This is a genomic window from Leptothrix toolikensis (SeqCode), from assembly GCF_057922285.1.
Window position 1 is genome coordinate 1 of sequence record NZ_JBYSVC010000002.1, and the last position, 24,670, is coordinate 24,670.

The window sequence follows — 24,670 nt, forward strand, 5'->3', positions numbered from 1 at the left end:
GCTCGGTGCGCACCCCCGCAGGACTTGGCCCCGATCTGGGTGCGCTCGAAGCGCCGGCGGCCGCTGCTCCTGCTCCTGCTCCTGCTCCTGCTCCTGCTCCTGCTCCTGCTCCTGCTCCTGCTCCTGCTCCTGCTCCTGCTCCTGCTCCTGCTCCTGCTCCTGCTCCTGCCACAAAACCGGCAACAACGACGCTGGGGACACAGAAGATCAGCTTCACCGCGCCCACCAAGCTGGCGTTGAGCAGTTCAGCCGCGCTAACAGTCAGCAGCAACTCGGGACTGGCGGTCACGGTCACGAGCACCACGCCGACCATCTGCTCGGTCACGGTCGTGGGCACGGCTTTCACCGTTTTTAGCGGAACACGGGCCGGGACTTGCACACTGGCGGCCAATCAGGCGGGCAACAGCGCTTGGAAGGCAGCGGCCCAAGTCACGGCCAAGATCAGCGTTAAATAAGCCGACTTACCAAGCCGCCTGGAAAGAGTCCGGCTTGAAGCGCGGATCGCTGGTGATGGTCTGCAAATCGACGAATTCAAAGTTGCTCATTTTCAAGCCTTGGATCTGCTTGATGGCCACGCTGCTCCAGCGCACGCTGGGCTCGCCCTGGATGAAGAAGTCCGAGCCCAGATCGGCCACATAAACCCCGTGCTGCTGCATCGCCCGGGCCAAGGCGCGCGCTTGGGCCGTCCAGTAAAACGGCGGCTCAAAATTGGCTTTAAGGCGCATCACCGCCCCCAAAGGGATGCCGTTGTTGATCGCATTGCCAGCGGTGTGCCCTGCGGGCCAAACAAACTTGTTGTCGAGCACAGCGTCGCGGAACGTGACCCGCAAAGCATGGTGGATCTCACCCATATCGGCTTCATCAATGCGCGCCAGCAACGGCAGAATCGGCAAGCCCCCGGCATCAGCCGAGGTCCAGCCCTTGGGGCGCATGGTCAGCGCGTTCAACTCCCACGCGGCCGTCGAATAAGACTTCCACTGGCCGGCGACTTGGTAAGCAAAATAGCTCTCCCACAAACGGCAAGCACCCCGCTCACCGCGCTCTAAAACCAACACATGGCGGTCACCGCAGATGGCAGGGTCATTGCAACGGCCGTGCTCGGCTTTGAGATTGGCATCAAGGGGGTAGGGAAAACGGCGCTCAGCTGCGGGCACGGTCGCACAACCACGCCGCATCGACAGCGCCCCGCTCTTAAAGACAGCGCAGTCGCTCTCCGCCGGCACCCCTGCGCCATTGCCGTCGCGTGGATCAACGATTTCATAGGCCTGCACGGGCCAAGCCGTGGTGGCCGGGCTGCCATCAATCACGTTGTAGGGAATACCGTAATAGCTACTCAGCTGATTGGCATCCTCACTGGTGCCCCAATCGGCGTGCAGTTGGCGTGAACCGCCCACTGATTTGATCCATTTGGCACTGCTGGCATGCACCGGAAAACGCGCCGGATCGTCGATACGCTGGTTAAAAATGGCCGAGGAGGGAAACATCGTGCATCCCGCCACCACCGGCGCTTCAGCGCTGGCGCACAGCGGCCCCATGCTCATCAACACCCCCAGGGCAGCCACCAAGTGGCGACACAAACGACGCATGGGGTGGGCGTTGGTGGACAGGGGGATGGCGGGGTGATTCGGCTTCATGACAGCTCCGAGCATCGAAGACCTTGTGGGTCGAATGGGATACGAACCATCCTACGTCAGCCCCAACGCCACGCCACGCCGCCTTTGCAACGATGCGTGCGTAAGCCGCACCTCGTTACAGGACGGTGCCCACAAGCATCACAAACATCACAAGCCCTCAGCCACCAAGGCCTCGCGGACGGCCGGAAGTTGCCGGCGCGAGACAGTGAGCCACTCATCCACCTCGGCAATCAGCACCGACCAAACCTCGCCACCGTCCGGCTCCTCCTCGCTGCCCGGGGTAGCGGGTCGGCGCATCAGCTCACGGATGGCTTGACGGGCGACCAAGGCGTTGCGATGCACGCGCAAAAAACGGGGCCCTAGACGCGGCTCCAAATCGGTCAGTGATTCGTCCAGCACGAAGATGCTGCGCGCGGTCCGAAGGGTCACGTACTTGAGTTCGGCCTTGAGGTACAGCACCTCGGTCAGCGGCACGCGGATGACTTGACCGCGCACACTGACCATGATGGCCGGCTCCTCATCCAGCCCCACCGACCGGGGCTCGACCAAGGCCCGGGGGGCCCGTCCCAAGCGATGCATCACCCGCATCAAAGCCTCTTGCAACCGGGCGCGGCGCACCGGCTTGGTCAGGTAATCGAAGGCATCCACCTCAAAGGCGGCCAAAGCATGTTCAGGGTGGGCCGTCACGAACACCACGGCCGGCACGTCATGCCACTGGCGCAAGCGTTCCGCCAAGGCCAAGCCATCCAAGCCCGGCATGCGGATATCGAGCAAAAGCAAATCGGCGCGGTATTGCGACAACCACTGCAAGGCCGCTGCCGCACTGCCTGCCTCGCCCACCACCGTGACCACGGGGATGACCATATCGGCCAACAACTGACGCAGCCGCAGCCGCGCCAAGGGTTCATCGTCGATGAGGAACACCCGCAAAGCAGAAGCAGCGGCCGGCTCAACCCCGAGAGACATCCTCAATACCGCCCATTCAAAGGCACCCCGATACGGATGCGAAAGCTGGTGGTGCCCACACGACTGACCTCGAAACGCAGGCTCACGTCGTGCATCAAGATGAGCCGCTCGCGCACGTTACGCAACGCCACGCCCATCCCGGCCTTGCCAGGCACCGGCGGTACGGTGTTGCTGATCTCGATACGGGCTTGGCCTTGGCGCGCCCGGGTACGGATACGGATTTCACCGCCGGTTTCCGAAGGTTCAATACCGTGCTTGACCGCGTTCTCCACCAAGGGCTGCAACACCAGCACCGGCAGCAAAGCGGAATGGGCGGCGGGGTCAAGCTCCCAGCGCACGTTCATGCGCTCACCAAAACGGACCCGTTCAATTTCAAGGTAGCGCTTGGCCAGCGCCAGCTCTTCACCCAAAGTCTGCGTGGCCGAGGAGCTGGCCAAGGCAGCGCGGAACAACTCGGCCAAATCCTCCATCACCGACTCAGCCCGCTCGGGATCAGAGCGCACCAAGGCAATCGCGCTGTTGAGCGCATTAAAGAGGAAATGCGGTTGGATGCGCGACTGCAACTCCGCCAAGCGCGCCGCCGCTGCCGCCGGCAACTGCAAACCTGCCCGTTGCCGCAACCACAAAAATAAAGCGGCGGAGAGTGCCATGCCCACCGCCAAGGGCGGCCACCAGCCCAATTCGATCACCGGAGCCAACTCCAGCAAAACCATCTGGCCCCAGCCATAGGCCGCGCAAATAGCCCCGAGCAAGATCGCCGCGACCCATTGGGCACCGACCGTCTGAGCGGCCAACTTGCGACGCCCTAAACACGCCAGAATCAACCACGCCAGCGTGGCGGGCAAGGTCATGGTGGCGGCCACAGCGCTATCAGCGAGCCAGCCTAGCCAGTCTCTGGCTGTGAAAAGCAGGCCCAAAGCCACCGTCCCATGCACGAACAAAACAGCGCGCAGCACCACACCCACATGGCACACATCGAAGGCCGACATGGCCAACTTGACTTTGCGCACCACCGGCATGGCCGCCAAACGACGGCTTCGACCTTTACTGCTGCGAGACTCGCTACCGCCCCCCTCACGAGGGCCACCGAGTCGTTCATCCACCGAACCACGCAGCTGCCCCGACCCCGAACGACGGCGGTAGTTCTCGCTACCGATCTCCCCTGGTGCGGTATGCACCAAAGGTTGGGTCGGCTCGATGGGAAAATCCAGTAAGGGGTCTCGGGTCGGCATCGACGGCTGAATCAACGACTGCGCCGGTCGGTAAGACTGGCGCGAGCTCTAAAATTTCCACAACGGTGTGAATTGTCGCTAACCTCGCGGCCCTGGCCTACGCATTTCAGGCTCGGCAGCTGATTTTCATCGGGTTCGGGGGGTTAAACCCCGTCAAAAGCTCTCTGAGTCAACCATAAGCTGCGAGCCCCCTATCAGAACACGCCCAGAACATGAATCGCAACCAACTCGACAAGAAATCCCAAGCCTGGTCCGCTCTGTTTTCAGAACCCATGAGCGAACTGGTCAAGCGCTATACCGCCAGCGTTTTCTTTGACAAACGCCTCTGGCAAGCCGACATCGAAGGCAGCTTGGCGCATGCTGAGATGCTCGCCGCCCAAGGCATCATCCAAGCGCAGGATTGGGCCGACATCCAACGCGGCATGGGCCAGATCCGTGCCGAGATCGAAGCCGGCACCTTCGAGTGGAAGCTGGATCTGGAAGACGTACACCTCAACATCGAAGCGCGCCTGACGAGCTTGGTGGGCGACGCCGGCAAGCGCCTGCACACGGGGCGTAGCCGCAACGACCAAGTGGCCACCGACGTGCGTCTGTGGCTGCGCGGCGAGATCGACGCCACCGCCTTGCTGCTTGACGAAATGCAGCGCGCGCTGGTGCATGTAGCGAGCCAAAACGTCGAAGTGATCCTGCCGGGCTTCACGCACCTGCAAGTCGCCCAGCCGGTGAGCTTCGCGCACCACTTGCTGGCTTATGTGGAAATGTTTGCGCGTGACGCTGAACGTTTGGCCGATCTACGCAAGCGCGTCAACCGCCTGCCGCTGGGCTCGGCCGCGCTGGCTGGCACCAGCTATCCGCTGGACCGCGAACGCGTCGCCAAGACACTGGGTTTTGAAGGGATTTGCCAGAACAGCTTGGACGCTGTCAGCGACCGCGACTTCGCCATCGAGTTCACCTCGTTTGCCACGCTGGTGATGGTGCATGTCTCGCGGATGGCCGAAGAAATCGTGCTCTGGATGAGCCAGAACTTCGGCTTCATCAACCTCTCGGACCGCTACTGCACCGGCTCAAGCATCATGCCGCAGAAGCGCAACCCCGACGTGGCCGAGCTGGCCCGGGGCAAGTCAGGCCGCGTGGTCGGCCACCTGATGGGCTTGATCACCTTGATGAAGGGCCAACCGCTGGCCTACAACAAGGACAACCAAGAAGACAAGGAGCCGCTGTTTGACACGGTCGATACCGTCAAGGACACGCTGCGCATCATGGCCGAGATGATCGGTGGCGAGGTCGCAGCCGACGGTTCACGCTCAGGCGGCTTGAGCGTCAAGCAAGAAGCGATGGAGCGCGCCGCGCTCAAGGGCTACGCCACCGCGACCGATCTGGCCGACTACTTGGTCAAGAAAGGCCTGCCGTTCCGTGACGCCCATGAAGTGGTCGCGCATGCGGTGAAAGACGCCATCGCGCTCGGCAAAGATCTGTCCGAGCTGCCGCTGGAAACGCTGCAAGGCTACAACGCTGCCATCACCGCCGATGTGCATGAGGCCCTGACGCTGGCCGGCTCACTCAACGCACGCAACACCTTGGGCGGCACCGCGCCAAGCCAAGTGCGGATGCAAATCGAACGCCATCAGGCGCGACTAGCGTGAGCCAAGCCAATCCCTGCTTGACGTGTGGGGCTTGTTGCGCCTGTTTTCGGGTGGACTTTGCCAGCGAAGAACTCTCCAGCCGGGGCGGCCATGTCCCCGACGGCTTGGCCGTCGATCTGCTACCCGGCCTGATGCGCCTGCGCGGTACCGACCACGCCCAACCGCGCTGCGCAGCGCTGGTGGGCAAGGTGGGCGAACACACGACTTGCGGCATCTATGAATGGCGGCCCTCTCCTTGCCGTGAATTCAGTGCGGGCGAGCCGGCCTGCAACCGCGCCCGCCGCCGTTTCGGCTTGCCGCCGATCTAACACGCCCCTGTTGTGAAAAACATGCACCCTTGAGTGCATTCATCACGATACACGATAGAAAAAAATGAACCCACCCTTTTTAAGGGGTGGGTGTTTGATACTCCAAAACCTGCTGTTAACCACCCCAAGATAAAGGTTATTGGAGTCAAACCATGCCCAGAATAAGCTTACTTGCTTTGTCCATCAGCCTTATTTTTGGTGCGTCTTTGGAGTTATCAGGATGCGGCATGTCATCCAATACCAACGACGGCACAGCCACCTCACGCGGTGTTTTGGTCGATGACGTGATCATCGGGGCTACCGTTTTCTGTGATCAAAACAACAATGGTTTGTTGGACGCGGGTGATAACACCACCCTCACCGACCAAAATGGTGCTTTTGTTTTCAGCCCTGCCTGCTCCAACAACATAGCTTCTGTGGCCGGCACAGGCATTGACCGAACTACGCTGCGAGCGCCCCAAGGGGTTTACCGCGCCACTGCGGGCTCAAGCGTGATCTCGCCATTCACAACGATGCAAGTTGAAAGTGGGCTGGCCCCGGCGGACTTTCAAGCGGTCATGCAGATCATGGGGTTGGGCAACCAAGATCCGGCCCACTTCAATCCGGTCACACAAACGCCATCCACTGCGATGGCAGCGGTAGCTGCCGCCAAGATTCTCAACGATATTACCGAGACAGCTGCGGCCGCAGGGGGTAGCGGCGAGATCGCTTTCCGTGAATCAGCCAAGGCACTCGCCCAAGAACTATTCAATCAAAAATTTTCAACAACGGCTGCGACAACCTATTCAGGAGCTTCGATATTTTCTGATCAGGCCACCATATCGAGCGTGATTCAGAAAACAACTCGCCGGGGCCTTGAAACTATTCATACATGGTCGGCCGATCAGAAAAATAATGCCACAGCGATTGCCTCTCAAGGTATAGCCACATCGGTGGGCATTTTATTGACCAAGAAAACCATGGCTGAGGCAGCAGATACGCTGAGAAATGGGGCCGTATCCACGCTGGTCAATGGTGCTGATTTATCCAACCCTCAAGCCGTCAGCCATGCAGTCTCAGCGGTGAGTTTGGCCGTTCATCAGGCGCAATACCTCTATGTCGCCCAAGACCAAATGCTGATCACCCCAACGCAAGGCCCGGCCATCAGCGCCACCTTGGCCGCATTCATGGGCACAGGGCTCGATCTGCGTGGCCAAACCCTGAGCAGCTTGGCCAGCATCGATCTGCCACTACGCAGCACCGCCTTTGCCCTGCCCCACGGCCGCACCGAGTTTGCTTTGGGTCTGACCGTCACCGATCGGCATAGCCTGAAAAAGCTCGAAGTACTGCTCGACCGGGTGCAGTTGCAGCGTGATCCCGTCGATCTCACCCGTTTAAGCATCGTGGTTCCGGCAGGAGCCCAACTGCACGCCTACGCCCGCAGCGCCAGCGGCATCGAAGTCGGCACCGAAGGCCAAGGCATCGTCAACGTCGGTGCGGATGTGATCCAAACCGCCGGGGCCATCAGCTTGAGCGCCAGCCCGGCGCGCCTGCAAGCTTTGCTGCTGCGCCAGTTCCCTGCGCAAGCTCAAGCCCTAGACAGCCTGCTCAACACCACGGGTGACTTTGATCTACAGATCGTGCTCGGCGGTTTGGTCCTGCGCCAAGCCGACGGCACGGCCCTGCCCAGCGGCACGATGCAGGTCACCCGCTCGGGCCCCACCATCAGCGGACCGAGTCTCGTCGGACAGTTGCATTTCTGATGCTCCTCGACGCCCTTCTTCAAGCGGAGACGGTCGGCTTTGGCGGGATAGAGAGGTCTCAAGCACCGACCCACATCGAGATCATGCGGGACTTGGTCAACTCGCAAATCGATGTGTTTCAGGTGCGGGGCCGAGACCCAGCACTTCAAGACACCCGCATCGGTGACTACGCGGGCCATCACCTTCGAGGCCATCTCAACGTGGCCTCGAATCGGCTGCGGTTGGAAGGCCAAGCGTGGCAGCGCGACATGCAGGATCGGGATCATGTTGTTCGTGTGGCCAGTTGGCAGACGGGGGTGCAATGGCGCTTAAACGAAGAACCCGGCGCAGCACAGTCCTACGCTTTGCGACTATCCGGCTGGGGCAATCAATCCCAAGCCATTGAGCGGTCAAGCAACCTGACCCTGCAAGCCATGGGCCTGCGCGTCACGCTTAACCACATGCGCATTGAGCAGCCGCGCGATACGCAGATGCAGGCTGATTTGATCGGTAGCTGGCGCACGTACCGACTCTCGGCCTTTGTGGGCTTCGGTCAAAGCCGCGTCGATCACGGCGAGATCACGGGCCAAGCCAACTTGTCAGGTTGCAACTACCGCTTGCAGTTCGACACCACGGCCCTGATCGCTCGCCCAGCACCGGGCTGCTCAAGCCCCATGACCGTGCGTGTACCGCTAAGCCTGCTGCCTTTTGATGTCCAAGACGAAACCCGTTACCGAGCCATTTTTGCCCACGTGGGCGGCTCGTGGTCCCTGCCTATGCCGCCGTCATGGTCGATGCGCTTCGGCTATGAATTCCTGCGCTTGCGCCGGGAGCGCATCGACGCGGTGATCACCCAACGCGGCGGCCAAGCCACGGATCACAACCACATCGGTATCGGCGAACTCAGCTACCACCTAGAGCCCGGGTGGGCCCTGGTCATGCGCGCTCAAGTCATGACCCAAGCGTGGGTCGGTGAAATGCCCATGAGCTACAACACCTTCACCGCCCAGCACTTTGATCGCTTCTACGGCTGGCTCAGCACAGGAGTACATATCGCCTTTTGAGCCGGGCCCGAATCAGCCACAATGGCAGCCCTCAACAGCACAACAACAGCAAGACACCACGATGGCGGGTCAAGGCATCTCGGGCAAGGCCCACAGCATCTTGCTGATCATGGGCTTGTTGTGCGGTGGATCACCCCGGGTCGCTCATGCCATCGCTACCGATGACGTGGCTGAGGCACGGCGAGTCACGTGGCAAACCGAGATCGACGCCCCGGAAGATTTGTTGCCTTTGCTTGAAAAACATCTCGACATCAGCCGTTTCAAACGCTTTGACCAAGAACGTATTTCGCGCGGCGAGTTGAATCGCTTGATCGCTGCCACCCCGGCGCAGGTACGCAGCCTGCTGGAAACCGAAGGCTATTTCAGTGCCACCACCCGCATCGACACGGAGCCCCATAACCCCCCCCCGACCGCCCAAGTGTTGTTGTTCGATGTCCTTGACAAGCTCAAAAGCACCCCCGTCACCGCCGCAGAAACACCCGATGTGGGGCTGCTCGTCAAAGTCCACGTGAGCCCCGGACCGATCACCCGGGTGGGTACGGTCGAGCTGGAGATTCAAGGGGCCTTGAAAGAACAGGCTGCGAAGCCCGAGAACTCGGAGGAGATCGAGCTGCCCGCTCAGGTGCTGATGGCACGCCTGCGATCAAAGTGGTCGCTACCCCAGGGCGAGCCGTTCTCCCAAACAGCATGGGGCGATGCCAAGGCCGGGTTGATCGCCATGCTGCGCGCCGAGGGCTACACCCACGCGACATGGAAAAGCACCCAAGCGCACATTGATCCAGCCAACCAGCGAGTAACGCTACGGCTGATCCTCGACAGTGGCCCGCTCTACCGCATCGGTCCTATCAGCTTCTCAGGGCTAGAGCATGTTGCTGCCGATAGCGTTTTCCCTTTGTTTACCTTCGGCGAAGGTGAACCACTGCGTGAAAAACCCCTGCTTGATTTTCAGGATCGCTTGGTCAAAACCACTTTGTTCGAAACGGTGGGGGTGACCTTCAACCCAGACAGTGCGCATCCCGAGTCGGTCCCGATCAAGATCAATCTGCGTGAGCGCCCCTTGCACCAAACCACGGTCGGCTTGGGTTACTCGGACAACGCAGGGCCACGCGTCACGTTGGAACACCTGCATCAACGCTTTGCTGGGCAACCGTGGCAAGGTAAAACCAAGGTGCAGTGGGGTCGCACCGAACAACTCATCTCGCTCGACCTGACCTCGCACCCCGTGCTGGGGCCATTTCGCAATCTCTTGTCCGCCACGGTGTCCCAAACCGAAGCCGGGGGACTGTTGATCACCAACGAGCGCTTGCGAGCTGGCCGCACCCAAGACAGCGAACGCATTGAGCGCTTGTTTTATCTCGAATGGCTGCGAGCCACGACACGGCCCACCTACGGCACACGTCTCACGGACGACACGTCCTCCCTGACGCTGAACTATCAATGGGTCTGGCGCAATATCGACCACCCGATCCTGCCCACCCAAGGGGTCGGTCTTTCGGCTGAGGCCGGGGCGGGACGCTCTTTTCACACCCTCACAGACAGCGGCTATTTCTCGCGTGGCACGCTGCGGGTCACAGGCTACTACCCTTTGGGCGGCTCTTGGTACAGCCAAGGTCGGATTCAGTTGGGCCAAGTCTTTGCACCGATTCCGACCACCAACGTGCCCTACACCCTGCTTTTTCGTGCCGGAGGGGATGAATCCGTGCGGGGCTATGCCTACCAATCTCTCGGACCCCAGGCCCCGGATGGCACCGCCATCGGTGGTCATGTGCTGGGCACGGCCAGCGTCGAAGTCGCGCGCCCCTTCACGCGCAACAGCCCCGCGTGGTGGTGGGCAGCGTTTTACGATGCCGGACAAGCATCCACAAGTTGGACCGAATTCAACCCCGACAAGGGCTATGGCCTGGGTCTGCGCTGGCGCAGTCCGGTGGGGCCTTTGCGCATTGATCTGGCTTGGGCCGAGCGTTTGGAGCGTTTGCGCTTGCACTTCAGCATTGGCATCACGTTCTGACCATGACGACCCCACCACCGCCCCCCGCCTCATCGAAGAAGCCTTGGCACCAACGCTGGGGCATGGCTTTGGTCGTGCCGCTGGGTTTGATCGCCGTGGTGATCACCGGCTTGTTGGTGCTGATCGGTGTTCTTTTGGCGCTGTTGGTCAGCACCTCGTGGGGGACATCGGCCGTGGTCACCGTCGCCCAGCACTGGCTGATGCCCCTGCACATCGAGCAAGCTGAAGGGGCCTTGTTGGGCGAGGGCCGCATCAAGCAGGTGCGCTGGTCGATCAGTGCCACCCAGACGCTGGACCTCGACCAGATCGACTGGCGCTTCAGCCACATCACGCTCGAACCATGGCCTGCGCTGCACTTTGAGCACCTGCATGCCCAAGCCTTGACCCTGCGCGGCGCTGAAACCCCCACGCCCCAAACACCGGCCGCACCCCTCACACCCCCACGGCATTTGGTCTTGCCTGTGGGTGTGCATATCGAATCGGTCGCCTTGGACACTTTGAGCCTGCCTGCGCTGGAGGATGCGCCCTTGCGGCAGCTCAAAGCCCGACTGGATCTGATCGCCGGGCCGCTCGGACAACATCACATCGACAGGATCGAAGGCACTTGGTCGCAGCTGCGTTGGCGTGGTCAAGGGGGAATCGAACCCACCGCACCGCTCAAGCTCCACGCCAGTGCGCACATCGAAACCACCGAAACAGCACCCATCGCTTGGCAAGCCGAGGCCCAAGCCAGTGGGGTACTGAGCGCGGTGCAACTTCATGTCGATCTGCATGGTCTGACCCAAACGCTCCAAGGCACGGCGGAGGTGCTGCCCTTCGCCGCTTGGCCCTTGCCCCGTTTGAGCGTGCGCGCCGATCAGCTCAACCTTGCCGCCTTACACCCCGGCGCACCCATCACCCGGCTCCACGGTGACGTGGTGGCCGAGTGGCAAGCCCCCACGGCATGGAGCTTGCGAGCGGATGTCCACAACGCCTTGGCCGATGGCCTTGAGCACCAAGGCCTGCCGATACGCCACGTGCAAGCCCAAATGACCGCACAGCGCAAGAGCGGCGTCACCAGCGGCCAGCTCAACACCTTGGTGGTCGAACTGGGCCGAGAGCAGCTCAAGCATGCATCAGCCCACATCGAGGGTCATGGGCAGTGGGCGCTGGATGAGCGCCGGAGCGCTCAGCGGCTGAGCATGCAACTGAGCAGCCAAATCACCCGACTGCGACCCGCTGAGATTGACCCGCGCGCACCCGCCTTCGAGATCACCGGACCGCTCGACGTCGAGGGTTTACTGCCGTGGCCGATCAACGCCACAGCAGGGTCTACGTGGCCCCGAGGGACACCCGATCTTCATCTGAGCGTGAAAGCGGATCTGCGTGGTCAGCAGCTTGATCACAGTCGCTTGCCCGAGGTTCAACTGCAATTCAAGGGCAAAGCCACCACCCAGGGCATCCACATTGAGCAGTTGAATGCCCAAGCCGGCGCAACCCGGCTGCAAGCGCAAGGTCAATGGGAACAACATCCCGGACAACGTGCAGGGCCAGCACAGCACCATGTGGTCCTAGAAGCCGCGTTACAGCACTTTGATCCACGAGTGTGGTGGCCCGGCCCGGCCGGCGCTGCGGCCCTAGAGGCTTGGCGCAACCATCCCACCCGGCTGGACGGCACGGTCAAAGCCGATCTGACCTCATCAAGCCCCGCCTCCCCCCAAGGCTATGCGCTGGTGCAACTCAGCGACAGTGTGCTGGCGGGCTTGCCGCTGGCAGGCACGTTGCGCGTCGAAACCCTGAAAAACCCCCGGAACGCCCCCGAAGTCGCCGCTCAGCCCGCAACGCTGATCCCCATGGAGCCCCCGCCTTTGCAGATCCAAGCCGAGATGCGCCTCGGGCCGATGCAGCAAAGCACCGAACTCACGCTGCACGGGGCTTGGCATACCGAACCCAGCGAGGATCAATGGCATCTGAAGGTTCACAGCCCTGCTCTGCACCTGCTGCAACCGTGGTTGAGCTTGGCCGGCAGCCCGGCCGAAATCGCCGGCGATTTGGAGGCCGATGTGGACCTCCAAGGCCGCTGGCCCGAGGTGTATGGCAGCGGCCATATCCAAGCGCAGGATGTGCGGGTTGATCTCAACCGACAAGATCGGTTACCGGGACTGCATCTCCAAACATTCAACACGCGCTTCGATGTGGGCAGTCATCCCCGCGACCAGCTCGATGTGCAGCTCAGCTTGAGCGAGGCTTCTTGGCCGGGTTTGCATCTGGGTGCAACGGAGCTGCGCTTGCTGGGCAGTGTGGCCAAGCACCGCTTGCGTCTGCAATCGCTGGTGCAGCTCTCGGACCCGGCCACCGGAGCCGTCCACCGTGTCTTGCCAACGCAGCTGTTGGCCCGCCTCGCTGCGGAGGGCCGTTGGCAACATCGGCCCAACAGTGACGCTTGGGAAGGCCAAGTCAGCGAGCTGAGTGTGCGTGATGCCCAAGCCCCAGCGTCGGAGCCCGATCAGCTGCACCTTGATCCCACCACCTTGCATTACCACCGCGAGGCCCAAACCCAGAGCGTTGTGATTGATCCAACCCGGCTGCAACTCAGCGTCTTGCATTTGGTGATGGATGAGTTTTTGCTCCAAACAACCCTTGGTGCATCGCGCCCCCGAATGATTTGGCGCACTCGGCTCGAACCCCTTGATATCGCTCCGCTGCTGGCGCGGGCCCAACCCGGTTTTGGTTGGGCCGGTGACTTAAAAATTGGCGGGCATATCGACGTAGCGATGAGCCCGGAACAGTTCAATACCGACATTGCTCTAGAGCGACTTGCCGGTGACTTGCAGGTCCATGATCCTGACAACCCAGCCGGTCCCCAGCCCTTGGGGTTGGCCGATATGCGCTTGGCTTTGAAGGGCCAACAAGGCCATTGGCAGTTGCGCGAGCAAGTGGCGGGCGGTTATCTGGGCTCACTTGAAGGCTTGCAAACCCTCGATACCCAGCCCCAAGCCTTGTGGCCATCGAAAGACGATGCCATCGGCGGCAGCATCGACTTGCACATCGCTGAGCTAGGACGCTGGGGCCGATGGTTACCGCCGGGATGGCGGCTGAGCGGCAAGCTCGATACCCAAGCACGCCTCCAAGGCAGCTTGGGCACGCCTGATCTCAGCGGTGAGCTGCATGGCTCCAAGATCGGGGTGCAAAACGCCTTGAACGGCGTCGATTGGCATGATGCGGAACTGCACGCCACCTTGTCGGGCAACACGGCGCGTATCGACACCTTGCAAGTGCGCGCAGGCGAAGGTCGCATTCATGCGACAGGTCAGATGGTGATCAGCGCAGGCAATCCGCATCTCAGCCTCACGGCAATCGCCGAGCAGTTCGCCCTGTTGCAACGGGTGGACCGCCATATCGTGGTCAGCGGTACCACCCGCATTGATCTCGACAAATATCGCACCACCATAGAAGGTGAACTGCGGGCCGATGAGGGCCGCATCGACTTCAGCCAAGGCGACGCGCCTGGGCTGTCAGATGACGTGACCACGGGCGTGACCGACCAGCCCAACCCCAAGACTGAGGGCGAGCCCAGCACCTCCACAGCCAATGCACGTACCACCGTTTTGGACTTGAAGCTGGATATGGGTGAAGCTTTTGCGCTGCGCGGACGAGGGCTCAACACCCGTCTTATCGGTGCTGTAGCCCTGACCAACCCGGGCGGCAAGTTGGCAGTCAACGGCACCATCCGCACCAGCGATGAAGGGACCTATGCAGCGTATGGCCAAAAACTGGCGATTGATCGGGGTTTGATCATCTTCAGCGGCTCACCCAACAACCCTCAGCTCGACATTCAAGCCACCCGGCCCGACATCGACGAAGTGCGCGTCGGCGTGGCCGTGACCGGCACCGTGGAAAACATGCGCGTGCGCCTGTTCAGCGAGCCGGTGCTCAATGACACCGACAAACTCTCGTGGTTGATCTTGGGCCGAGCACCCGATGGCCTGGGCCGCACCGACTTGGCGCTGTTACAACGCGCCGCCTATGCGCTGATCTCGGGCGAAGGCGATAGCCCATCCCTGCTGGAACGTGTGGGGCTTGATCAGGTGTCGGTGCGCAAGTCCGACGGTGAAGTCTCGGAAACGGTGGTTTCGCTGGGCAAACAACTCTCGCGGCGCTGGTACGTGGGCTACGAGCGCAGCCTCAACGCCGCTTCAGGTACTTGGCAGCTCATCTACCGCATCGCCCAGCGCTTTACCTTGCGCGCCCAATCCGGCACCGAGCGCGCGATTGATCTGATCTGGATCTGGCGCTGGCGGCCGCCAGATCCAGTGATTGAGCCCACCCCCACCCCGCCGGCGGTCACGGGCAATGACCGTCAGGGCACGTGACGCTGCGCGTTGAAATCAGCCACAAAAAGATCGAGGCTGTCATCCATGCTGTGGGTACTGGCCCACATCAGGTAGGGGAAATGGCCGAAACGCCATGCCAAGGCCTCCCGGGCATGGGCCTCGCTGTCACCGTGAGTGAGTAAATAAAGCGCCACGACCAGCCCCGTCCGGTCAGCCCCCGCTTCGCAGTGAATCAACAGCGGTTTGGGAGCGTGCTCGATCAGCACAAGAATCTCTTTCATCTGCGCGAGTGTGACGGGGGCATTGGCCGAGATACCGTAGTCGAGATGGGTGATCCCGATGGCCTTGGCCACAGTGATCTCCTCCTCGTACCAATCTTGACCGGGACGCAGCCCACGCAGATTGAGCATGGCGCGCGCGCCAGAGGCCTCGACCCGGGATTTGATCTGGTCGCCATTCATCTGCGCTGAGCGATACAAAACGCCCGGGATGACGGTGTGGAAGTTGCGGTCGTGCTGGGTCCAAAGATACCAGCCACCTATCGCCAGAAAGAAAACCACGGCACCCCCCCCCAGAGCGAGGACGCTCAGCAGCACACGGCGCATCCCCTTGGACATGGTCAACTTCATGGTTTTCAAGCAAGGCGGCAATGAGGATGTGGTGCCTTCGGCAGGAATCGAACCTGCGACCTATCCCTTCATCCCACTTCGGCTTTCGCCGCCGCATGCGTATAGGTGACTCATGCGTTCGTGGTCTGGACTATGCCTTGACCCTGGACATGCACCGCATGTCGTTAGGCCGGAACCGTCTAGTCTCTACACCTTCTCAACCCTTAAGTTGAGCTTGGCTCGGCGTTGTCGTCTGCATCACCAGGACGAGTTCACCGACTTTGATTCCATTCACGCCGTCGCTTTCGCTGACGGGTGCCCAACTTGTTCAGGAGGGGATCGCTCTATCCACTGAGCTACGGAGGCGTGGCGCGCATTCTAACTGCCGTTCAGCACTGCCTGGGGGCTTGCGGATGCGATGTCCCAATTTTGACTTAGACAAAATATATTTTTATATCGGCAGGATTTTGCAATCCCTTGCACAACTCACCAAGCAGCCCCATCGCAGCGCAAATATGATTGCCAGCTGATTCAAGGCAAGTTCTTTCTTGGGAGCATTCCTTCATGGCTGCACGTTTTCGTCTATCCGTTTGCCCGCATGACACGGCAAAAAACCTCTTCGGCTGGTTCGCCCTCAACACCTACTTGCAACGCATGATGGCCTGCGGCATCCACTTTGAACCGGCGGATAGCTTTCTGGTTGAGCGCCAGCAAGTGCTCGACAACGACGTTCAAGTCGTTTACGCCAACCCCTATTCGGCGTTGATTTTCGCAGCGAAGAAGGGGCACATTCCTGTGGCACGCGTCGTGGGTTTGCGTGATGAAACCTTGATGGTGGTGCGCAAGGATCGTCCGATTCCTCCGACCGGCGAAGTGGTGATCGCCTCCGCGACCGACAAGTTGATCGTGCATCCGCTCGGCCAGACCCTTCTGCCCGGCCTCGGTTTGGACCCGTCGCGGGTGCGTTACCAGTTTGTCGGCACTCACCCTAAGGCAGCTCAGGCGGTGCTCAAGGGTGAAGCACATGCGGGCTTCGTCTTTAACGAAACATGGCGGGGCTTGTCTGCATCCACCAAGGCCGATCTGGATGTGGTCGGTGAAACAACCGACGGCACTGCTTTCCATTGCTTCTGTGTTGGGCCGGACTGGGCCGATCAAGCCGAACGGGTTCGTCAGATTCTGGTCGGCATGAATACCGACCCCAAAGGCAGGAACGTGCTGGCCGATTTGGGCTTCAGTGCCCTAGAAGCCATCGACGTTGCAGACCTTGAACCAGCACGACACCTGATGCAACAAGCCGGCGTGATCTGACAAAAAGACACGCTCAAAGCACACGCTGTACCCGCTGCGACACGCGCACGTAAGCTACGCGCCAACTCAGGGGCCGTAAGCTGCGGCCCATGTTTCGTGATCGTGTCATCCGCTCCCGTGCCTTTCGCAGCGCTGCTTGGCAGCAGCTTTTGCTGGGCTGTACGGTGTTGTCACCCGGCGTAGCGTGGCTCGCCGCCTTGTACGGCCTAGGGCTGCCGACCTCGGACCCGTTGCGTGATCTGCCCTTGCTGGTGGTGGCTGCGGCGGCCGAGGAAATTGTGTTTCGGGGCGGACTCCAAGTCGCCTTGGCGCAACGCCCTTGGGGACAATGGCACCTGACGCCCATCGCCAGCTGGCCTTGGCTGAGCCTCACGGGGGCCAATCTCATCACTGGGATGGTTTTTGCCCTGATGCATCTGTGGCGTCACCCTGCTCCAGCAGCCTTGGCCGTGTTGCCGGTGTCCTTGTTGCTGGGCCTGAGCTTCGAGTGGAGCGGCCGCTTGCGCGTACCCGTCTTGCTGCATCTCTGGTTCAACCTCAGTCTCTGGGCCGCCTCGTTCCTGATGCGGCCTTGAGGTGAACCTCAACGGTTCAGCACAAAACCAAGTTGTCGCGATGGATCAATTCAGGCTCATTGGCGTAGCCCAGCAAACCTTCGATTTGCGATGAAGGCTTGCGCAGAATAAGTCGGGTTTCGCTGGCAGCGTAATTGGCCAAGCCTCGTGCAATGTCAGCCCCGGCGACCGAGCGCACCGCAATCACATCGCCCCGGGCAAATTCACCCTGCACATCCATCACACCGATGGGTAGCAAGCTTTTGCCTTCGGCGCGCAATTTGAGCGCCGCACCGTCATCGACCACCACCGCCCCTTTGAGTTGCAGGTGATCGGCCATCCACTGCTTGCGCGCGGCCACCTTGGCGGTGGTTGCCACCAAGAGCGTGCCAATCGACTCACCCGCCACCAAACGCAGCAAGGCGCTCGGTTCACGCCCCCAAGCGATCACGGTACTGGCACCACTGCCGGCCGCGCGCTTGGCCGCCAAAATCTTGGTGATCATGCCGCCGCGACCAATGCTGGAGCCGGCTCCACCCGCCATCAACTCCAACTCAGGATCACCGGCTTGGGCTTCATGGATAAAGCGCGCGTTGGGATCCTTGCGTGGATCAGCGGCATACAAACCCTTTTGATCGGTCAGGATCACCAGCGCATCGGCATCGACCAAATTGGCCACCAACGCACCCAAGGTGTCGTTGTCGCCAAACTTGATTTCATCGTTGACCACGGTGTCGTTTTCGTTGATCACCGGGATCACGCCCAAACCGAGCAAGGTCAACAAGGTCGAACGCGCGTTGAGGTAACGCTCGCGATCCGCCAGATCAGCGTGCGTCAGCAAGACTTGGGCGCTGCCCAGCCCTTGTTCACGCAGGCGGGTTTCATAGATCTGCGCCAACCCCATCTGCCCCACTGCGGCGGCGGCCTGAAGCTCATGCAACTCTTTGGGGCGGGTGGTCCAACCGAGGCGCTTCATGCCTTCAGCGATGGCACCTGAAGACACCATCACCACTTCGCGCCCTTGCCGAACCAGTTCGGCCAGCTGGACGCACCAAGCGTTGATGGCTTCGGCGTCCAAGCCGCGCCCTTCATTGGTCACCAGACTGGAACCCACCTTGACCACGATACGGCGGGCTTGGATCAGGATGTCGCTCATGAAGCACCTCGACCTTAAACGGCATCGACGCGAAAACGCGGATCCTCTGAAAGCGCACTGACCTCGGGGGCCGACAAAGGCTCAGGGGCCGCAGCTTCAGCGCTGAAGCGCACGTCCGGGACCTCCACCACCGGCACCTTGAGCGAGGCGACATGGTTGTAGATCGCACGGATCAACTGCTCACAACCTTCGCGCGTCAGGGCGGAAATCTCGAACACCGGCCCCTTCCAACGCAAACGGCGTACGAACTGCTTGACCAACGCGGCGCGCTGCTCCACCGGCACCATGTCGAGCTTGTTCAGCACCAACCAACGCGGCTTTTCAAACAGCGCCTTGTCGTACTTTTTGAGCTCGCCCACGATGGCGCGCGCTTGCGCCACCGGATCAATGCTGTCGTCAAACGGGGCCATATCCACCATATGCAACAACACACGGGTGCGTTGCAAATGGCGCAAAAACTGATGCCCCAGACCGGCACCTTCAGCTGCACCTTCGATCAAACCAGGCACATCGGCCACCACAAAGCTCTGGCTCGGACCGACCCGCACCACACCCAGATTGGGATAAAGCGTGGTGAAGGGATAGTCGGCAATCTTGGGCCGAGCGTTCGAGATCGCGGCAATCAGGGTCGATTTGCCGGCATTGGGCATGCCCAGCAAGCCCACATCGGCCAGCACACGCAGCTCAAGGCGCAATGTTTTGTGATCACCCGGCCAGCCAGGCGTCTTTTGACGCGGCGCCCGATTGGTGCTGGTCTTGTAGTGCAAGTTGCCAAAACCGCCATCGCCACCCTTGGCAAGCATCACCTGCTCACCCGGGACCAGCAGTTCAGCCAAGACTTCATTGGTTTCAGCGTCAGCGATGATCGTGCCCACAGGCATGTGCAACACGATGTCGGGGCCAGCCGCACCGAACTGATCCGAACCCCGGCCTTGCTCGCCGTTGCGCGCTTCATGGCGACGCGTGTAGCGAAAATCCACCAGCGTGTTCAGATTGATGTCGCCCACAGCGTAGACATGCCCGCCTCGGCCACCATCGCCACCGTTGGGACCGCCGAACGGAATGCACTTCTCGCGACGAAAGCTCGCACAACCACTGCCACCATTGCCAGCGGCGATATCGATCACCACTTCGTCAACGAATTTCATGACTTCTCCTGAATCGACTCGAACCCCATCTCACGCTTACCTTGAACCGATCGAAAGCAAAAAAGCCCCGGCGAGCCGGGGCTTGATGCTTCAGTCAGACACGGCTCAAAGCGGTGTGATGAAGACCGTCTGGCGGTTCTGTGAACCTTTGACGTCGAAGGACACAGTCCCATCGACCAATGCAAACAAGGTGTGATCACGACCCATACCGACATTGGTGCCAGCATGGAAACGCGTACCGCGCTGACGCACGATGATCGAACCTGCGCTGATGGCTTCGCCACCAAACGCTTTCACGCCCAGCATTTTGGGCTTGGAATCACGGCCGTTCCGCGTGGAACCGCCGCCTTTTTTCTGTGCCATGACCTAGCTCCTTGGATTCAGCAACAACCTAGACGCAAAACGTCTTAGGCCTGAACCACGTTGATTTGCAATTCGGTGTAGTTTTGACGATGGCCTTGATGGCGCTGGTAGTGCTTACGACGACGCATCTTGAAGATGCGGATCTTGTCGTGCCGACCTTGCGACAACACCGTCGCCGTTACCGATGCGCCTTCAACCAAGGGTGTGCCAATTTTCAGATCAGCGCCGCTTCCGACAGCCAAAATCTGATCAATGACAATCTCTTGGCCAACTTCCGCAGCAATCTGTTCTACTTTAATTTTTTCACCGGCGACAACTTTGTATTGTTTGCCACCAGTTTTTATGACCGCGTACATATCAGCCTTTCAACATGAAACTGACCAAGCCAACGCTGGGTCAAGCTTTTGATTGTACCACGTTGCCAAAATATGGCCACGCCAAGTACACAAGGAAATGCCCGTACACACTAAGCATGTACAGGCATTTGAATTGGTCGGGGTGAGAGGATTCGAACCTCCGGCCTCTACGTCCCGAACGTAGCGCTCTACCAGGCTAAGCTACACCCCGATGACCTGCAACGGCTCACTCAAGAAGAGCGATCTATTGCAAGAGCCGGCAATTGTAGCAGAGCATTTTTGAACTGTGAAGGACTTAAGCAAGAAAGCTGTTCGCAGGCCTTGACAGCCTCAGCTCGTGCGGCTTCGCGTGTGGCCTCCAGCGCGCCAGTTGATTTCACGATAGCAATGATTTGGGGCAGCCGGTCCACCTCGCCATGCTCGATGGCATGCCGAATCAATTGCCGTTCCGCCTCGGTGCCTCGACTCATCGCCAACAGCAGCGGCAAGGTGGGCTTGCCTTCGCGCAGATCATCCCCAACGTTTTTGCCGAGCTGTTCGGTAGCCCCTTCGTAATCCAGTAAGTCATCGACCAGCTGGAAGGCGGTGCCCAAGCAACGGCCATAGGTGGCACAGGCCTCTTCCACATCCGGTCCAACATCCGCTAGCACGGCCCCAAGACGAGCACTGGCCTCGAAGAGCTTGGCCGTTTTGTAGCGAATCACCCGCAAATAGCTTTCCACGGTGGCATCCGGGTCATGCATGTTGAGGAGCTGAAGGACCTCGCCTTCCGCGATCACATTGGTCGCATCGGCCAGCACATCCAAGACACGCATGCGATTGACCGACACCATCATCTGAAACGAGCGTGAGTAGAGAAAATCGCCCACCAAGACGCTGGCCGCATTGCCAAACATCGCGTTGGCGGTACTGCGTCCTCGGCGCAAGTCAGATTCATCCACCACGTCGTCGTGCAACAAGGTCGCGGTGTGGATGAATTCCACCGTCGCAGCCATCTCGAAGCGATCTGAGCCCTCGAAACCCAGTGCGCGCGAACACAGCAAGACCAGCAAAGGCCGTAGGCGCTTGCCCCCGGCACCAATGATGTAGTGGGAAATCTGATTGATCAGCACAACTTCCGAGTCGAGTCGGCGGCGGATCACAGCATCAACCTGCGCCATGTCCTCGGCCATCAGTTGCAGCGGTGTCGGTGTTTCAGTCGCAGCTTTGTTCACGGAAGAGGCAAGTCAGTGGATAGGCCAAACGCACAGCAGCGTTTGGAAACCGTTGATTATAGAAAGCTGCCTCCACTCACGGTCCTCAGCGTTTCCACCCCTCGGGTCGGTGCAGACATGAAAGCTTGAGAGAAAAAGTGCGATTGGCCCTTGCAAAGTTCTAAATAAATGGGATAATTTCCCACATTGATCTCCCCCCGGTTGGCGCGACACCAGTCAAGACTCTTTTTTCAGTCGCGCCCCAGCCCCTGGTTTTCCAGGGGCTTTTTTTTGCCCGTCGAAGCCAGGCCCCTGAAACACGGGTCACCCCTAGAATCGGGCCATGATTGCCATCGAACCTACCCTTGAGCGCCTAATCACGGCCCAGGAGCTGCTGCTCACCCCCTTCGACCTCGACGAAAGCGCCTTGCGTCGAGCCTTGAACACCATCACGGCACACAAGGTCGATGACGCCGATCTCTACTTTCAATACACCCGCAACGAAGGTTGGAGTTTGGAAGAGGGCATCGTCAAGAGTGGCAGCTTCAGCATCGATCAGGGGGTGGGCGTGCGGGCCATCAGCGGCGAGAAAACCGCTTTTGCCTACTCCGACGATATTTCCGAAGCTGCCTTGCTCGACGCCGCACGCACGGTGCGCAGCATTGCCGCTGCGGGTCAATCGCGTCGGATCAAAATCAATCCCGCACGCAGCGTCGCCCCGAGCCGCTCGCTCTATATCGGGCGCGACCCTCTGCCCAGCCTCGACAGCACCGCCAAAGTCGCCTTGCTCGAAAAGGTCGAACGCTTGGCCAAGGCCCGTGATCCACGCGTGGCTCAAGTGATGGCGGGGCTGGCCGGCGAATACGACGTGGTGTTGATCGCCCGTGCTGATGGCACCTTGGCGGCCGATGTCCGCCCGCTCGTGCGCCTCTCGGTCACGGTGATCGCCGAACAAAACGGCCGCCGTGAAGTGGGCTCCTCCGGCGGCGGCGGACGCTTCGATTTCAGCTATTTCCGTGACGCGGTGCTTGAGCAATACGTCAAGGAAGCCGTCGATGCCGCCCTGACCAATCTTGAAAGCCGCCCCGCCCCCGCAGGGGAAATGACCGTGGTCTTGGGTCCAGGCTGGCCCGGTGTGCTGCTGCATGAAGCCATCGGTCATGGTCTGGAGGGCGACTTCAATCGCAAGGGCTCCAGCGCTTTCGCGGGCCGGATCGGGCAGCGCGTCGCCGCCAAGGGCGTGACCGTGCTTGATGACGGCACCCTGCCGGATCGACGTGGCTCGCTCAACATCGACGACGAAGGACACGCCACCCAACGCAACGTCTTGATCGAGGATGGCATCCTCAAAACCTATATCCAAGACAGCATGAATGCCCGGCTGTCACGCCGTAAACCCACCGGCAATGGTCGGCGTGAGAGCTACGCCCACGTGCCCCTGCCGCGCATGACCAACACCTACATGCTGGCCGGCGAGCGCAGCCGCGAGGAAATCATCGCTTCCATCGACCGGGGCCTGTACGCCACCAATTTCGGTGGCGGTCAAGTGGATATCACCAGCGGCAAATTTGTGTTCTCAGCCAGCGAAGCGTATTGGGTCGAAAAAGGCCGCATCCTGTACCCCGTCAAAGGGGCCACGATCATCGGCAACGGCCCCGATGCCCTTACACAGGTCTCGATGATCGGCAACGACTTGGAACTCGACAGCGGCGTGGGCACCTGCGGCAAAGACGGCCAAAGCGTACCCGTCGGCGTCGGTCAACCCACCCTGCGCATCGACCGCATGACCGTCGGCGGGACAGCCTGACGTGCTACATTGACGCCCATGCGCTTGTTGGCTTTCTTTTTGACCTACTTCTGGTTCTCGTACCGCTACGGCGGCGGAGACGTGTAGGCGCATCGAAACCCACACGAACCATCTCCAACCCGCCGGGCCTCCAACCCGGCGGGTTTTTTTATGAACTCCCACCGCTCGCGGAACTCACCGATGAACACGACCGACAGCCTGATGGACAAGACCTCGCAGACCGACGATGAAAGGATCAGCGACGTGACCCCCCTGCCCCCTCCCGAACACCTGATCCGCTTCTTCCCGATCCGGGGCACGGCGGTGGAAACCTTGGTGGCCCAAACACGTCATCACATTCGGCAAATTCTGCAAAAGAAGGATGACCGACTGCTGGTCGTCATCGGTCCTTGCTCCATCCATGACCCGGCGGCGGCGCTCGACTACGCTCGCCGTCTGTTGCCGCTGCGCCAGCGCTACGCCGACACGCTTGAAATCGTCATGCGGGTGTACTTCGAGAAACCCCGCACCACCGTGGGCTGGAAGGGCCTGATCAACGATCCGTACCTCGACGAGAGCTACCGCATCGACGAGGGCTTGCGCATGGCCCGCCAGCTGCTGATCGACATCAATCGCTTGGGCATGCCCGCTGGCAGCGAGTTCCTCGACACCATCAGCCCGCAATACATCGGTGACGTGATCAGTTGGGGTGCCATTGGCGCTCGGACCACTGAAAGCCAAGTGCATCGGGAACTGGCTTCAGGCCTTTCTGCCGCCATCGGTTTCAAGAACGGTACCGACGGCAACACCCGCATCGCTATCGACGCTATCCAAGCGGCAGCACGCCCGCACCACTTCCTGTCGGTGCATAAAAACGGCCAAGTCGCCATCGTCGAGACCCGGGGTAACAAGGATTGCCACGTCATCTTGCGCGGCGGCAAAACGCCGAACTACGACGCTGAATCTGTGGCGGCGGCCTGCAAGGCCCTGGAAGCGGCCAAGCTAGAAACCACGCTGATGATCGACTGCTCGCATGCCAACTCCAGCAAGCAGCATGAGCGTCAAGTCAACGTGGCCCAAGACATCGCCGCACAAATGGCTCAAGGGCAGCGGGCGATCTTTGGGGTGATGGTGGAAAGCCACTTGGTCGCCGGTGCGCAAAAGTTCAGCGCCGGCAAGGACGATCCCGCTCAGCTGACCTACGGCCAAAGCATCACCGATGCCTGCATCGGCTGGGACGACTCCGAGAAGACCTTGGCGATCTTGAGCGAAGCCGTTCAGGCCCGCCGCCGCGCCTGAGAAAGCG

General features: G+C 60.6%; 19 protein-coding genes, 1 tRNA gene and 1 pseudogene. 11 read left to right on the forward strand and 10 right to left on the reverse strand.

Features of this window, described 5'->3' with window-relative positions; translation table 11 throughout:
- Nucleotides 1-455 (forward strand): annotated as a pseudogene (locus AC3VI7_RS00445) (hypothetical protein); the annotation flags it as partial.
- A 6-nt stretch (nucleotides 456-461) separates the two neighbouring features.
- Here the strand turns inward: AC3VI7_RS00445 and AC3VI7_RS00450 are convergent.
- The 3 genes from AC3VI7_RS00450 to AC3VI7_RS00460 form a co-directional block, all read right to left on the reverse strand.
- On the reverse strand, nucleotides 462-1,634 hold the full coding sequence (locus AC3VI7_RS00450; protein ID WP_489668127.1) for a hypothetical protein: 1,173 nt from the start codon (nucleotides 1,632-1,634) through the stop codon (nucleotides 462-464).
- 147 nt (nucleotides 1,635-1,781) lie between these two features.
- On the reverse strand, nucleotides 1,782-2,600 hold the full coding sequence (locus tag AC3VI7_RS00455; protein WP_489668128.1) for a LytR/AlgR family response regulator transcription factor: 819 nt from the start codon (nucleotides 2,598-2,600) through the stop codon (nucleotides 1,782-1,784).
- Between the two features lie 2 nt (nucleotides 2,601-2,602).
- Entirely contained in the window at nucleotides 2,603-3,832 is a 1,230-nt protein-coding gene (locus AC3VI7_RS00460; RefSeq protein ID WP_489668129.1) for a sensor histidine kinase, read from the reverse strand.
- 212 nt (nucleotides 3,833-4,044) lie between these two features.
- Between AC3VI7_RS00460 and argH the strand changes: the two genes are divergently transcribed.
- The 6 genes from argH to AC3VI7_RS00490 all read left to right on the forward strand — a co-directional run bounded on the left by argH (nucleotide 4,045) and on the right by AC3VI7_RS00490 (nucleotide 14,928).
- Nucleotides 4,045-5,475: an argininosuccinate lyase gene (gene argH, locus AC3VI7_RS00465; protein WP_489668130.1), complete on the forward strand. Its 1,431-nt coding sequence runs from the start codon at nucleotides 4,045-4,047 to the stop codon at nucleotides 5,473-5,475.
- On the forward strand, nucleotides 5,472-5,783 hold the full coding sequence (locus AC3VI7_RS00470; RefSeq protein ID WP_489668131.1) for a YkgJ family cysteine cluster protein: 312 nt from the start codon (nucleotides 5,472-5,474) through the stop codon (nucleotides 5,781-5,783). The genes argH and AC3VI7_RS00470 overlap by 4 nt, the downstream gene beginning before the upstream one ends.
- 227 nt (nucleotides 5,784-6,010) lie before the next feature.
- Entirely contained in the window at nucleotides 6,011-7,525 is a 1,515-nt protein-coding gene (locus tag AC3VI7_RS00475; protein ID WP_489668132.1) for a hypothetical protein, read from the forward strand.
- Nucleotides 7,525-8,568 carry a hypothetical protein gene (locus tag AC3VI7_RS00480; protein ID WP_489668133.1) on the forward strand — a complete coding sequence of 348 codons (1,044 nt, stop codon included), beginning with the start codon at nucleotides 7,525-7,527 and terminating at the stop codon, nucleotides 8,566-8,568. The genes AC3VI7_RS00475 and AC3VI7_RS00480 overlap by 1 nt, the downstream gene beginning before the upstream one ends.
- 61 nt (nucleotides 8,569-8,629) lie before the next feature.
- Complete coding sequence (locus tag AC3VI7_RS00485) at nucleotides 8,630-10,576, forward strand: autotransporter assembly complex protein TamA (protein WP_489668134.1); 1,947 nt, start codon at nucleotides 8,630-8,632, stop codon at nucleotides 10,574-10,576.
- Between the two features lie 2 nt (nucleotides 10,577-10,578).
- Nucleotides 10,579-14,928: a translocation/assembly module TamB domain-containing protein gene (locus tag AC3VI7_RS00490; RefSeq protein ID WP_489668135.1), complete on the forward strand. Its 4,350-nt coding sequence runs from the start codon at nucleotides 10,579-10,581 to the stop codon at nucleotides 14,926-14,928.
- Here AC3VI7_RS00490 and AC3VI7_RS00495 read toward each other — a convergent pair.
- On the reverse strand, nucleotides 14,916-15,506 hold the full coding sequence (locus tag AC3VI7_RS00495) for a phosphatase domain-containing protein (protein WP_489671099.1): 591 nt from the start codon (nucleotides 15,504-15,506) through the stop codon (nucleotides 14,916-14,918). The two genes, AC3VI7_RS00490 and AC3VI7_RS00495, sit on opposite strands and share 13 nt — an antisense overlap.
- A gap of 555 nt (nucleotides 15,507-16,061) precedes the next feature.
- Here AC3VI7_RS00495 and AC3VI7_RS00500 point away from each other — a divergent pair.
- Complete coding sequence (locus tag AC3VI7_RS00500; RefSeq protein ID WP_489668137.1) at nucleotides 16,062-16,808, forward strand: phosphate/phosphite/phosphonate ABC transporter substrate-binding protein; 747 nt, start codon at nucleotides 16,062-16,064, stop codon at nucleotides 16,806-16,808.
- 89 nt (nucleotides 16,809-16,897) lie between these two features.
- Nucleotides 16,898-17,383 carry a CPBP family glutamic-type intramembrane protease gene (locus AC3VI7_RS00505; protein ID WP_489668138.1) on the forward strand — a complete coding sequence of 162 codons (486 nt, stop codon included), beginning with the start codon at nucleotides 16,898-16,900 and terminating at the stop codon, nucleotides 17,381-17,383.
- 16 nt (nucleotides 17,384-17,399) lie between these two features.
- On the opposite strand, the gene proB is transcribed toward AC3VI7_RS00505, so the two are convergent.
- The 6 genes from proB to ispB all read right to left on the reverse strand — a co-directional run bounded on the left by proB (nucleotide 17,400) and on the right by ispB (nucleotide 21,557).
- Nucleotides 17,400-18,518 (reverse strand): glutamate 5-kinase, encoded by a 1,119-nt coding sequence (proB, locus tag AC3VI7_RS00510; RefSeq protein WP_489668139.1) that lies wholly within the window; start codon nucleotides 18,516-18,518, stop codon nucleotides 17,400-17,402.
- 14 nt (nucleotides 18,519-18,532) lie between these two features.
- The gene (gene cgtA / locus AC3VI7_RS00515) at nucleotides 18,533-19,666 is read right to left on the reverse strand and encodes an Obg family GTPase CgtA (RefSeq protein WP_489668140.1); all 1,134 of its coding nucleotides are present in this window, start codon (nucleotides 19,664-19,666) and stop codon (nucleotides 18,533-18,535) included.
- A 105-nt stretch (nucleotides 19,667-19,771) separates the two neighbouring features.
- Nucleotides 19,772-20,029, reverse strand: coding sequence for a 50S ribosomal protein L27 (rpmA, locus tag AC3VI7_RS00520; RefSeq protein WP_489668141.1), 258 nt, complete (start codon nucleotides 20,027-20,029; stop codon nucleotides 19,772-19,774).
- A 44-nt stretch (nucleotides 20,030-20,073) separates the two neighbouring features.
- Nucleotides 20,074-20,385, reverse strand: a complete 312-nt coding sequence (gene rplU / locus AC3VI7_RS00525; RefSeq protein WP_489668142.1) for a 50S ribosomal protein L21 — start codon at nucleotides 20,383-20,385, stop codon at nucleotides 20,074-20,076.
- A gap of 134 nt (nucleotides 20,386-20,519) precedes the next feature.
- A tRNA-Pro gene (locus AC3VI7_RS00530) sits at nucleotides 20,520-20,596 on the reverse strand.
- A 19-nt stretch (nucleotides 20,597-20,615) separates the two neighbouring features.
- Nucleotides 20,616-21,557 (reverse strand): octaprenyl diphosphate synthase, encoded by a 942-nt coding sequence (gene ispB / locus AC3VI7_RS00535; protein ID WP_489668211.1) that lies wholly within the window; start codon nucleotides 21,555-21,557, stop codon nucleotides 20,616-20,618.
- Nucleotides 21,558-21,921: 364 nt separating this feature from the next.
- Between ispB and tldD the strand changes: the two genes are divergently transcribed.
- Together tldD and AC3VI7_RS00545 are read left to right on the forward strand one after the other, a co-directional pair.
- Nucleotides 21,922-23,385, forward strand: coding sequence for a metalloprotease TldD (gene tldD, locus AC3VI7_RS00540; protein ID WP_489668143.1), 1,464 nt, complete (start codon nucleotides 21,922-21,924; stop codon nucleotides 23,383-23,385).
- A gap of 180 nt (nucleotides 23,386-23,565) precedes the next feature.
- On the forward strand, nucleotides 23,566-24,663 hold the full coding sequence (locus AC3VI7_RS00545; RefSeq protein WP_489668144.1) for a 3-deoxy-7-phosphoheptulonate synthase: 1,098 nt from the start codon (nucleotides 23,566-23,568) through the stop codon (nucleotides 24,661-24,663).
- Nucleotides 24,664-24,670 lie beyond the last annotated feature (7 nt).

Excerpts from the sequence above, each read along its gene's own strand:
- AC3VI7_RS00475 (WP_489668132.1), top strand. The coding sequence starts at position 6,011 with ATGTCATCCAATACCAACGACGGCACAGCCACCTCACGCGGTGTTTTG.
- argH (WP_489668130.1), top strand. The coding sequence starts at position 4,045 with ATGAATCGCAACCAACTCGACAAGAAATCCCAAGCCTGGTCCGCTCTG.
- AC3VI7_RS00505 (WP_489668138.1), top strand. The coding sequence starts at position 16,898 with ATGTTTCGTGATCGTGTCATCCGCTCCCGTGCCTTTCGCAGCGCTGCT.
- ispB (WP_489668211.1), bottom strand. The coding sequence starts at position 21,557 with ATGGCCGAGGACATGGCGCAGGTTGATGCTGTGATCCGCCGCCGACTC.
- AC3VI7_RS00495 (WP_489671099.1), bottom strand. The coding sequence starts at position 15,506 with ATGTCCAAGGGGATGCGCCGTGTGCTGCTGAGCGTCCTCGCTCTGGGG.
- AC3VI7_RS00450 (WP_489668127.1), bottom strand. The coding sequence starts at position 1,634 with ATGAAGCCGAATCACCCCGCCATCCCCCTGTCCACCAACGCCCACCCC.
- tldD (WP_489668143.1), top strand. The coding sequence starts at position 21,922 with ATGATTGCCATCGAACCTACCCTTGAGCGCCTAATCACGGCCCAGGAG.
- AC3VI7_RS00500 (WP_489668137.1), top strand. The coding sequence starts at position 16,062 with ATGGCTGCACGTTTTCGTCTATCCGTTTGCCCGCATGACACGGCAAAA.
- proB (WP_489668139.1), bottom strand. The coding sequence starts at position 18,518 with ATGAGCGACATCCTGATCCAAGCCCGCCGTATCGTGGTCAAGGTGGGT.
- AC3VI7_RS00480 (WP_489668133.1), top strand. The coding sequence starts at position 7,525 with ATGCTCCTCGACGCCCTTCTTCAAGCGGAGACGGTCGGCTTTGGCGGG.
- AC3VI7_RS00455 (WP_489668128.1), bottom strand. The coding sequence starts at position 2,600 with ATGTCTCTCGGGGTTGAGCCGGCCGCTGCTTCTGCTTTGCGGGTGTTC.
- AC3VI7_RS00460 (WP_489668129.1), bottom strand. The coding sequence starts at position 3,832 with ATGCCGACCCGAGACCCCTTACTGGATTTTCCCATCGAGCCGACCCAA.
- AC3VI7_RS00485 (WP_489668134.1), top strand. The coding sequence starts at position 8,630 with ATGGCGGGTCAAGGCATCTCGGGCAAGGCCCACAGCATCTTGCTGATC.
- AC3VI7_RS00545 (WP_489668144.1), top strand. The coding sequence starts at position 23,566 with ATGAACACGACCGACAGCCTGATGGACAAGACCTCGCAGACCGACGAT.
- rplU (WP_489668142.1), bottom strand. The coding sequence starts at position 20,385 with ATGTACGCGGTCATAAAAACTGGTGGCAAACAATACAAAGTTGTCGCC.
- AC3VI7_RS00490 (WP_489668135.1), top strand. The coding sequence starts at position 10,579 with ATGACGACCCCACCACCGCCCCCCGCCTCATCGAAGAAGCCTTGGCAC.
- cgtA (WP_489668140.1), bottom strand. The coding sequence starts at position 19,666 with ATGAAATTCGTTGACGAAGTGGTGATCGATATCGCCGCTGGCAATGGT.
- rpmA (WP_489668141.1), bottom strand. The coding sequence starts at position 20,029 with ATGGCACAGAAAAAAGGCGGCGGTTCCACGCGGAACGGCCGTGATTCC.